Consider the following 10,593-nt stretch of genomic DNA (forward strand, 5'->3'; position numbering starts at 1 on the left):
TCTGTCCGGATGCAGTACGCCCGAACGGTAAGTTCGTTCCGTGACATATAAGCGTCGATCAGTATGGCCGCGAAAGGGCGATCGCGACACGATCGGCGGTAAAACGCGCTTCAGGTCAAAAGGCCGCGGGACCCGTCGAAGATCAGCTTGCCGCCGACCAGCACCAGCAGGACGTAGATCACCTTGTAGAAGCCCTCGGCCGGCACGCGCCGCACCAGCCAGACCCCGGCCCAGGTCGAGGCGATGGCCAGCGGCGCCAGCACCCCGGCGGTGGCCAGCACCTTGGGCGTGAACTGGCCCAGGGCGACATAGGCCGGGACCTTCATCCAGTTCACGACGGCGAAGAAGATCGCGCTGGTGCCGATGAACGTGTCGCGCGGCAAGCGACGCGGCAGGACGTAGATCTGGAAGGGCGGGCCGCCGGCGTGGGCGATCTGGCTGGTGAACCCGGCCGCCGCCCCGCACAGGGCGCCGAACCAGGGCCGTCCCGGCGTCGCGTCCACCTGCTCGGCCGCTCGAACCGCCCGTTCGGCCCAAAGGCGCTGCAGCGCGAAGGCGACCGAGATCACGCCGACCGCCAGCTCGACCGCCGCCTCCTTGACGAAGGCCGCCAGCGCCCAGCCCAGGAAGATGCCGACCGCCGCGGCCGGCAGCATCAGGATCAGCAGGCCCTTGTCCCAGCTCTTCCGGAACGCCCAGACGCTGACGACGTCCTGCACCAGGAGGATCGGCAGCACGATCGAGGCGGCCAGAACCGGCGACACCGCCAGCGCCATCAGCGGCACCGCCACGACCCCTATCCCCGCGAAACCGCCCTTGGCCAGGCCCAGCAGGATCACGGCCGGAATGGCCACGGCGTAGAACAGCGGATCGGTCAGCATGCGGCGGTGTTACAGCCTCTCCGGCTCGGGCCCAAGCCGCGTCCAGGAGAAGGCGGCGACCAAGAGAAAGGGCCCGGCGTCGCCGCCGGGCCCTCCCAAGTCTTCAAGTCGTCGTCGATCTTAGAAGTTGATCGAGATCGTCGAACGACGGTTCAGCGGTTCCTTCACGCCATCGCCGGTGGCGACGGCCGGAGCGCTTTCACCCTTCCAGTCGACGCCCAGGACGTCCTTCGAGACGCCTTGCGAGACCAGAGCGTCGGCGACGGCCTTGGCGCGGCGTTCCGACAGCTTGACGTTGTACTTCGGCGAGCCCGAGGTGTCGGTGTGGCCGACCACGATGATCTTGGTCGCCTTGCCGTCGTTCGAGTACTTCGCGGCTTCCGTCACCACCGATTGCGCTTCCGGCGTCAGGACCGATTGGTCGAACGGGAAGTACACGATGAACTCACGCGCCTCGAAGGCCGGCGGCGGCGGAGGCGGCGGCGGCGGGGGAGGCGGGGGAGGCGGCGGGGGCGGCGGGGGCGGAGGCGGCGGGGGCGGAGGCGGCGGCGGGGGCGGCGACGCGAACGAGTAGCGCAGACCCACGGTCAGCGACTGGTCCTTGTACTGGCCCGCGAACGCGCCGGGCTGCAGAGCGCTCGAACCTTGCGACTGCCAGGCGTGCTCCGAACCCGTGATATAACGGTAGGTGATGTCGATGTTCAGCTTGTCGGTCGCCTTGATCGAGGCGCCGGCGATGGCTTGCCAAGCGACGGCCAGATCGTCGTCGTCGACGGTCAGGTTTTGGATCGCCGGGTTAGGAATCGTCGGGTCGCTGAGGGCCGGGACGTTGCTGAACTGACCCAGGGTCTTGACGTCCAGGCGGTTGATGCCCACGCCAGCGCCGAGGAAAGGATTGAACCAGGCGCCCGGCGCGAAGTCGTAAATGACGTTCGCCATCAGGGTCCAGGAATCGATCGAGCCATCCGGGGCGCCGCAGGTCGGGGCCGAGGCGGTGCGGGTCACGCCCGGGGTGCAGAGACCCAGCGGTTGGCGAGCGCGCGCGGCGTTGCCGTGGACGCCCTTCAGGTCGCCGGGACGATAGCCGCCTTCAACTTCGGCGCGCCAGTTCGGATTGAACTGGTAGCCCAGGCGAACGAAGCCGGTCCAGTCGCTGTCCGACTTCCAGCCCCAGTGATAGTGCGCGCCGTCAGGAGCGTTGGCGTCCGACTCGGTCTTGAGACCTTGCGGCCAATGGTAGCCCAGGTCGACCGCGCCGTACCAGCCGGTCTCTTGGGCCGAAACGCCCGACGCGGCGAACACCGCGGCTAGAGCGGCTCCCGCCAGGAGGTTGAGTTTCATTTTTGAAGAGCCCTCTATTGCCCTGCCCAGGCCGGAAACCCGAGCCTAGCGCTGTTATACCAAGGCGAACGCCACGGGAAAGTGTCAGCGAGGACACACTCGTCAGGTTTCGCCCTCCCTGTTTTTTCAAGGGAAAGCTCTACAAGACCGCCCCTCAGAGTCGCATCCGAGCGTGTCCGCCAACCTCCACGAAATGGAAGCGTCAGCTTTGCTGGGTTCGCACGTGAAACGATTGCGCGCAAGGTTTCTAGGCGTGAAAAGACCAAGCATTCTTAGATCGTCGCTAAAAAACCTCACCTCTTCGCATGTCATCGACGATCGCCGCCCACGTCACGCCAAAGCGAAAGGCCAAGCTAGACCTTCGCCGTGACCAGCCAGCACGCCGAGTTCATTGTCGCGACACCCTCCCGGACGTGGGGCGCCAAGGCGGTCGCGACCGCTTCGCCGACCTTCCGGCGCATGTCTTCGTCCGCCGCCTTGAGGATCGGGTTTAGCGGCCCGACCCGCAGGCTCATGGTCAGCAACTCGTCGAAGGACAGAGGGCTGGCGGCGTCCAGCGGCGCGACGGCGATCTCCCGCCAGCCGCTGGCCTCCAGGACGCCGCGCACGCGATCCCGATCGGCGAAGGCGAAGCGTCCCGGCCCCTCCGTTTCGAAGCGAGGCGGCTCTGACAGAAAAGGCGCGGCGGCGCGCAGGGGGATCTGCGACAGGGGGTTCTCCTCCGGCCCTCGCCAAGCGGCGAACGCCAGCCGTCCACCCGGCTTCAGCGCCCGCCGCAGGTTGGCGAAGGCGGACACGGGATCGGGGAAGAACATCACGCCGAACCGCGAGATGATCGCGTCGAACGACGGGGCGAAGGCGTGGGTCTGGGCGTCCGCCAGCAGGAACTCCGCGCCCTCGATCCCGTCCTCGCCCGCGCGCCGGCGGGCCAGCTCGACCAGCGCCCCGGAGATGTCGACCCCGACCGCGCGCCCCGTCGGCCCCACTCGCCAAGCCGCCGCCAGCGTGGTCGCGCCCGCGCCGCAGCCGACGTCGAGCACGGATTCCCCATTCGCCAGGCTGGCCGCCTCGACCACAGCCTCGCCGATCGGCGCCATGATCCGATCCAGCAGCGCTTGGTGCTCGACCCACACCTGGCCGGCCCGGTCCCAATAGGCCGCCATGTCGCGCTCGGCGCTCGTGCTCATGCTCATCTCCTCATTGCCAGGATCACGCGGCCCGACAATCCTGCAAGTTCAAGCGCACTTGAGGTCAAGCGATGTTCGACATCGACATTTCCGAGCTCTCCCGCCGGTCCGGCGTCAAGGCTTCGGCCCTGCGGTTCTACGAGGAGAAGGGCCTGATCGCCTCGGTTGGACGGCGGGGCCTCAAGCGCCTGTTCGCGCCGGAGACGGCCGAGCGGCTGTCCCTGATCGCCCTGGGCCGCGCCTGCGGCTTCACGCTGGGCGAGATCGCCCATCTGCTGGACGGGCCCGACATCGATCGTTCCCGGCTTCGCGCCCAGGCGGCGCATCTGGATCGGCGGATCGAGCAACTGACCCGGATGCGCGAGGGCCTGCGCCACGCCGCCGACTGCAAGGTTCCGGTCCTGGCGGACTGCCCGCACTTCCTGCGCCTGGTGAAGGCGGCGGGTCATCGGCGCAGGCGCTATCGGGCCGAGGCGGTCTAGCCGCCTACCGCAGCGACGCGTCGCGCAGCCGCCGCCGCTTGCCGCCCAGGGCGTCCGGGCGATTGAGCTTCTTGCGGTACTCGTCACGGCGCTCGTGGATCGAGGCGATGACCAGACCCATCGGCACGCCGATATCGACCAGCACGGCCTCGGAGAGCTGCAGCGAGGCCTCGATCGTCTCGGGCACGGCGTCGGTGGCGCCCAGCTCGTAGAGGCGCGCGGCGTGGCGGGCGTCGCGAGCGCGGGCGACGATGGCGAGGTCGGGACGCGCGCCGCGCGCGGCCGCGACCACCGCCTCGGCCGCCTCGGGCGCGTCCATGGTCACGACCACCGCCCGGGCCGTGGCCAAGCCACAGCGCTCCAGAAGCTCCACCCGCGCGGCGTCGCCGTAATAGACGCGCCGTCCGTCTCGGCGGGCCCGCTCAACCAGGCGAGCGTCGCGGTCGACCGCGATCCACGGCAGGTCGTGGCGCCCCAGCATGTCGCCGACGAGCTTGCCGACCCGGCCATAACCGATCACCAGCACCTGCCCCGTCGGCTCCGGCCCCAGGCGATCCGGCCCGGCGGCGGCGGGCGCTTCGCTGACTGGCGCGGGCGCGCCCTTGCGGCCCAGTCGTTGCCCCAGCGCCGCCAAACCCGGGATCAGGAACATGGTCAGGGTCGCCGAGACCAGCACCGCCTGGCCGATGGCCGGCGAGACCACCTGCGCGCCCATGGCGTTGTCCAGCAGCACGAAGGCGAACTCGCCGCCCGCCGCCAGGATCAGGGCCGCCTCGGTCGCGGCCTTGCGGCCCAGCCCCATCAGCAGGCCGATGCCGAACACGACGGCGGCCTTGACCAGGAGGAGGCCGACGACCGTCCCCAGGATCACCGCCGGCTTGGCCACCAGCAAGGACAGGTCGAGGCGAATGCCCAGCGACACGAAGAACAGGCTGAGCAGCAGGCCCTTGAAGGGCTCGATCTTGACCTCGACCTCATGGCGGTACTCGGTCTCGGCCAACAGGATGCCGGCGACGAACGCGCCCAGCGCCATCGACAGGCCCGACATCTGGCTGACCAGGCCCGCGCCGATGATCACCAGCAGGCAGGCGGCCATGAACATCTCTTCGCTCTTGGCCTTGGCGACGGACTTCAGCATCGGCCGCAGGGCCACGCGCCCCACCAGCACGATCACGGCGAGGCCAAGGGCGGCCGGCGCGAGAGACAGGAGGTCGGAGGCCTGGAACTCCCCATGGCCGCGACCGACGATGGCCAGGGTGATCAGGATCGGCGCGACGGCCAGGTCCTGGAACAGCAGGACCGAGAAGGTGGCGCGTCCGGCGTCCGAATGCAGTCGCCGCCGCTCGGCCAGTACCGGCACGGCGATCGCGGTGGACGAGAGGGTCAGGGCCGCGCCGATCGCCAGGGCGGCCGCCGGCGGCTGGCCCAGCAGGATGGCGCCGCCGGCCAGCACCAGCGAACAGCCGATCACCTGGGCCGCGCCCAGGCCGAAGACCAGCCGGCGCATCAACCGCAGCCGTTCCCAGGACAGCTCCAGCCCGATCATGAACAGCAGGAACACCACCCCGAACTCGGCCAGCTGGGCGATTTCAGCGGGGTTGTCGACGGTGACGTAGTCGAGCCACGGCGCGGCGTGGATGAAGCGGCCCAGGCCGAACGGACCCAGGATCACGCCAGCCAGCAGATAGCCGAGGATGGGATTGATCTTCAGGCGCTTGAAGATCGGCGCAACGATGCCGGCGGTCGCCAGGAACAGGACAAGGTCCTTGTAGTTCGCCGCTGAAACCCCGTGCTCCACGCGCCCTCCCCCTTTAGCTCCAGTGTTAGATCGGCCTCTTGAAGCGAACGCCGGCCCCGGCCTCGTCCGCAATGATCAAGATCACGCCGGCCGCCTCGATCGCGTCGATCAGCAGCCTTTCGGTGCTATGATGCAGGGCGTGGCGCTCGGTTTCGAAGTCCTTGACCGTGCTGCGCGAAACGCCCGCCCGGTCGGCGAGTTCTCCCTGGGACCAGTTGATCAGACCACGGGCGGCCCGGCATTGCGCCGGGAGGAGAATTTTTGCGTGCGGCATCTAGCGGCCTCGGGCATCTTCACCCATATTGGGTGAGTACGCCCGAAAAAGACGACCGTCAAGGAGGACCTTTGCACCATACCTCGCTGATCGCCACTATCGTCGCGGGCCTGGGCCTGGCGTTCGTCTTCGGCGCCATCGCCAACCGGCTGAAGCTGCCGGTGCTGGTCGGCTATCTGCTGGCCGGCGTGGTCGTCGGCCCCTTCACCCCCGGCTATGTCGCCGACCAGGAGTTGGCCCCGCAGTTGGCCGAGATCGGCGTGATCCTTCTGATGTTCGGCGTCGGCCTGCACTTTTCGCTGAAGGACCTGATGGCGGTGCGCAAGATCGCCATTCCGGGCGCGGTCGTGCAGATCACCGCGGCTACTGTGATGGGCCTGGGCCTGGCCCTGGCGCTGGGCTGGAGTGTCGGCGCGGGCGTTGTGTTCGGCCTCGCCTTGTCGGTCGCCTCGACCGTGGTGCTGCTGCGCGCCCTGCAGGAGCGCCGGCTGGTCGAGACCGGACGCGGCAAGATCGCGGTGGGCTGGCTGATCGTCGAGGACCTGGCCATGGTGCTGGCCCTCGTCCTGCTGCCGGCCCTGTCGGGCGTGCTGGGCGGAGAACCGCCAGTCGATCACGCCAAGGGCGGGGCGGCCGCCGGCGGGGTGCTCGGCGCGTTCGCCCTGACGGTCGGCAAGGTCGTCGCCTTCGTCGCCTTCATGCTGATCGTCGGCCGGCGGGTGATCCCCTGGATCCTGCACCGCATCGCCCACACCGGCTCGCGCGAGCTGTTCCGCCTGGCCGTGCTGGCCATTGCTCTGGGCGTGGCGTTCGGCTCGGCCGCCCTGTTCGGCGTCTCTTTCGCGCTGGGCGCCTTCTTCGCCGGCATGATCATGGCCGAGAGCGAGCTGTCGCAGCAGGCGGCCAATGACACCCTGCCGCTACGCGACGCCTTCGCCGTGCTGTTCTTCGTCTCGATCGGCATGCTGTTCGACCCCAGCGTGCTGCTGCGCGAACCGCTGGCGGTGCTGGCGACCCTGCTGATCATCGTCGTGGGCAAGTCGATCGCCGCCCTGATCATCGTGCGGGCCTTCAAGCGCCCAATGAGCACGGCCCTGACCATCTCGGTCAGCCTGGCCCAGATCGGCGAGTTCTCGTTCATCCTGGCGGGCCTGGGCGTCTCGCTGAAGCTGCTGCCCGACGACGGCCGCGATCTCGTGCTGGCCGGGGCGATCCTGTCGATCCTGGTCAACCCGCTGCTGTTCGCGATCCTCGACCGGATCCTGCCCAAGATGATCGCCAAGGAAGCCAAGGCGCGCGGCGAGACGCCGCCCGTCTCGGCCGCCGACCAGCCGCACGCGGTGCTGGTCGGCTACGGCCGGGTCGGCAAGGCCGTGGCCGAGGGCCTGAAGGGCCGCACGCCGCTGGTCGTGATCGAGGACGACGTCGAGCGCGCCGAGGACCTGCGCAAGGCCGGCTTCGAGACCGTCGGCGGCAACGCCGTGAAGCCCGAGATCCTGCTCGAGGCGGGGCTCGACAAGGCCACGCACCTGTTCGTCGCCGTGCCCAACCCGTTCGAAGCCGCACGGATCATCGAACAGGCCCGCGCCGCCAATCCCCAGGCCCTGATCGTCGCGCGCGCCTATACCGACGCCGACGTGGCCCTGCTCAAGCAGATGGGCGCCTCCCACGCCCTGATCGGCGAGGACGAGATCGCCCGCGGCATGCTCTCCCGCGCCCCGCGCAAGCCCGCGCCAGCGGTGGCCGGCGGGCATTGAGGATGTGGATTTTGCTGGTCATGACGCCGCGCGCCCGCTAACGCGGCGTCATGATCCAGCCACACGCCTCGGGCGGCTACATTCTTGAAGAACTGTCGGTCGGCATGACGGCCGAGAAGCACGTGACCGTCACCGAGGAACGCATTGGCCTGTTCGCCGAAGCGTCGGACGACTTCAACCCCGTGCATATCGACGAGGCGTTCGCGGCCAAGACCGCCTATCGCGGGCGGATCGCCCATGGGCTGCTGTCGGCCTCGTTCGGTTCGGCCGTGGTCGGAACGATCCTGCCGGGCGCGGGATCGATCTATCTGTCCCAGACCCTGGCCTTCCATCGCCCGGTGCGGATCGGCGACGTCGTCACCGCCCGCGTCACCGTCGCGGCGATCGACGAGACCAGCGCCCGCGTCACCCTGCGCTGCGAGGCCCTGGTCGGCGAGGATCCGATCATGGACGGCGAGGCGATCGTGCGCGTTCCGCGCCGCCGCCGTCCGGCCAAGGCCTGACGCCTCTCCCCGGATTGGGCTTGCCCCAAGGGCAAAAGTTTCCGTAACGCCGATCGCCGGAATCCATTGGCGGATCGAGCGCTGGCGCGCGCATGGGCGGCGCCGAAGATCCGGGCGAAGTCCGCCTGACGGCCAACATGAACTTTTTTTAAGGGAGCAAATATTTCGCGCCGTTGCAGATTGCCGCCAGCTCACTCCAACGGACGCGATTTCCATGAAAAGAGTTTTGTTCGGCGCGGCGGCCCTCGCGGCCCTGTCCCTGTCGGCTTTCGGCGCGCAAGCCCACGAGCAGCACGCCTGCATCGACGACGCCTGCGTGATGCAGTCCCTTCTGCCCGCGGGCGTCGCGGGCGCCGCCGGCGACACGACTTCCCTGGAATCCCCGCGCTACGGCGCCTGGGGCTTCGACATCTCGGGCATGGACACCACCGCCAAGCCCGGCGACGACTTCTACAAGTTCGCCAACGGGACCTGGGAAGCCAAGACGGAGATCCCGTCGGATCGCGTCCGCTACGGCAATTTCGACAAGCTGGCCGAGCTCTCCGAACTGCGCACCCGCGCGATCATCGAGTCCGCCGCCGCCGACAAGGCCGCGACCGGCGAGAAGGCCAAGATCGGCGCCGCCTATCGCGCCTTCATGGACGAGGCCGCGATCGAGAAGCTGGACGCCAAGCCGATCCAGCCCTGGCTCGACGGCATCAAGAAGGTCAAGACCAAGGATGAGTTCACGGCCCTGATGGGCAAGAGCTCGACCACGCCCTACGCCGACCTGATCAGCGTGGGCATCGGCGTCGACGCCAAGGATCCGCTGCGCTACGCCGTCTACGCGGGCACCGGCGGCACCAGCCTGCCCGACCGCGACTACTATCTGGACGCCAAGTTCGCCGACAAGAAGGCCGCCTATCTGGTCTATGTCGAGAAGATGCTGACCCTGGCCGGCTGGGAAAAGCCCGCCGAGAACGCCAAGGCCATCGTCGACTTCGAGACCAAGCTGGCCGAGGCCTCGTGGACCCGCGTCGAGCGCCGCAACCGCGACAAGACCTACAACCCCGCCACCCTGGCCGAGCTGCAGGCCCTGACGCCAGGCTACGACTGGAACCGCTACCTGGTGGGCACGGAGCTGCCGAAGGTCGATCGCTTCATCGTCACGACCAACACCTCGTTCCCCAAGTACGCGAAGATCTACGCCGACACTCCGCTGGAGACCCTGAAGGCCTGGCAGGCGTTCAAGGTGACCGACAGCGGCGCCTCGATGCTGTCCAAGCGCTTCGCCGACGCCCAGTTCGAATTCCGCAACAAGACCCTGGCCGGCCAGCCCGAGCAGCGTCCGCGCTGGAAGCGCGCCGTGAGCCAGGTCAACGGCATGCTGGGCGAGGCGGTCGGCAAGGAATACGTCGCCGCCTACTTCCCGCCGGAGTCGAAGGCCAAGATGCTGTCGCTGGTCGCCGACATCCGCACGGCCCTGAAGACCCGGATCGACAAGCTCGACTGGATGGGCCCGGAGACCAAGGTCAAGGCTCAGGACAAGCTCAACAAGTTCACCGTCAAGATCGGCTATCCCGACAAGTGGCGTGACTACTCCAAGCTGGAGATCAAGGAAGGTGACGCCTACGGCAACATGATCCGCACCGGCGCCTGGGACTATCGCCACGACGTCGAGCGCCTGAACCAGCCGGTCGACAAGAGCGAGTGGGGCATGACCCCGCAGACGGTCAACGCCTACTACAACTCGGTCAACAACGAGATCGTGTTCCCGGCCGCCATCCTGCAGGCGCCGTTCTTCCACCCCGACGCCGACCCGGCCATCAACTACGGCGGCATCGGCGGCGTGATCGGCCACGAGATCGGTCACGGCTTCGACGACCAAGGCCGCAAGTCCGACGGCGACGGCGTGCTGCGCGACTGGTGGACGGCGGAAGACGCCGCCAAGTTCAACGCCCAGGCCGACAAGCTGGGCGCCCAGTACTCGGCGTTCGAGCCCTTCCCGGGCGTCCACGTCAACGGCAAGCTGACCATGGGCGAGAACATCGGCGACATGGCCGGTCTGACCCTGGCGCTCGAGGCCTACCACGTCTCACTGAAGGGCCAGCCGGCCCCGGTGCTGGACGGCTTCACCGGCGACCAGCGCATCTATCTGGGCTGGGCCCAGGTGTGGCGCGGCAAGTCGCGCGACGACGCCCTCAAGCAGCAGATCGCCAGCGATCCGCACTCGCCGGGCTACTACCGCGTCAACGGCACGATCCGGAACCAGCCTGGCTGGTACTCGGCCTTCGACGTCAAGCCGGGCGACAAGCTCTACGTCCCGCCGGAAGAGCGCGTGAAGATCTGGTAGTCGCGAGACTCAAGTGTGAACGGGAAAGGCCGCCGGGA

The 10,593-nt window shown here is 68.4% G+C and carries 9 protein-coding genes; 4 read left to right on the forward strand and 5 right to left on the reverse strand.

Going from position 1 to position 10,593, the window contains the following annotated elements; genetic code table 11:
• Window positions 1–110: 110 nt before the first annotated feature.
• The 3 genes from CSEG_RS19595 to CSEG_RS19605 form a co-directional block, all read right to left on the reverse strand.
• Window positions 111–881, reverse strand: coding sequence for a sulfite exporter TauE/SafE family protein (locus CSEG_RS19595; RefSeq protein ID WP_013080971.1), 771 nt, complete (start codon window positions 879–881; stop codon window positions 111–113).
• Between the two features lie 120 nt (window positions 882–1,001).
• Window positions 1,002–2,222: an OmpA family protein gene (locus CSEG_RS19600; RefSeq protein WP_013080972.1), complete on the reverse strand. Its 1,221-nt coding sequence runs from the start codon at window positions 2,220–2,222 to the stop codon at window positions 1,002–1,004.
• Between the two features lie 353 nt (window positions 2,223–2,575).
• A complete protein-coding gene (locus CSEG_RS19605; protein ID WP_013080973.1) occupies window positions 2,576–3,409 on the reverse strand; it encodes a class I SAM-dependent methyltransferase in 834 nt (277 codons plus the stop codon).
• Window positions 3,410–3,480: 71 nt separating this feature from the next.
• Between CSEG_RS19605 and CSEG_RS19610 the strand changes: the two genes are divergently transcribed.
• Window positions 3,481–3,891 carry a MerR family transcriptional regulator gene (locus CSEG_RS19610; RefSeq protein ID WP_013080974.1) on the forward strand — a complete coding sequence of 137 codons (411 nt, stop codon included), beginning with the start codon at window positions 3,481–3,483 and terminating at the stop codon, window positions 3,889–3,891.
• A 4-nt stretch (window positions 3,892–3,895) separates the two neighbouring features.
• On the opposite strand, the gene CSEG_RS19615 is transcribed toward CSEG_RS19610, so the two are convergent.
• Both CSEG_RS19615 and CSEG_RS19620 read right to left on the reverse strand, forming a co-directional pair.
• Entirely contained in the window at window positions 3,896–5,689 is a 1,794-nt protein-coding gene (locus tag CSEG_RS19615) for a cation:proton antiporter domain-containing protein (protein WP_013080975.1), read from the reverse strand.
• Window positions 5,690–5,714: 25 nt separating this feature from the next.
• Window positions 5,715–5,963, reverse strand: a complete 249-nt coding sequence (locus CSEG_RS19620) for a helix-turn-helix domain-containing protein (protein ID WP_013080976.1) — start codon at window positions 5,961–5,963, stop codon at window positions 5,715–5,717.
• Window positions 5,964–6,034: 71 nt separating this feature from the next.
• Here CSEG_RS19620 and ybaL point away from each other — a divergent pair, with 71 nt between their 5' ends.
• From ybaL to CSEG_RS19635, 3 genes are all read left to right on the forward strand, one after another.
• Window positions 6,035–7,720 carry a YbaL family putative K(+) efflux transporter gene (gene ybaL / locus CSEG_RS19625; protein WP_013080977.1) on the forward strand — a complete coding sequence of 562 codons (1,686 nt, stop codon included), beginning with the start codon at window positions 6,035–6,037 and terminating at the stop codon, window positions 7,718–7,720.
• Between the two features lie 50 nt (window positions 7,721–7,770).
• A complete protein-coding gene (locus tag CSEG_RS19630) occupies window positions 7,771–8,223 on the forward strand; it encodes a MaoC family dehydratase (protein ID WP_013080978.1) in 453 nt (150 codons plus the stop codon).
• Window positions 8,224–8,437: 214 nt separating this feature from the next.
• Window positions 8,438–10,555 (forward strand): M13 family metallopeptidase, encoded by a 2,118-nt coding sequence (locus CSEG_RS19635; RefSeq protein ID WP_013080979.1) that lies wholly within the window; start codon window positions 8,438–8,440, stop codon window positions 10,553–10,555.
• The last annotated feature ends 38 nt before the right edge of the window (window positions 10,556–10,593 follow it).

The sequence above is a fragment of the Caulobacter segnis ATCC 21756 genome (assembly GCF_000092285.1).
Classification (GTDB): Bacteria; Pseudomonadota; Alphaproteobacteria; order Caulobacterales; family Caulobacteraceae; genus Caulobacter; species Caulobacter segnis.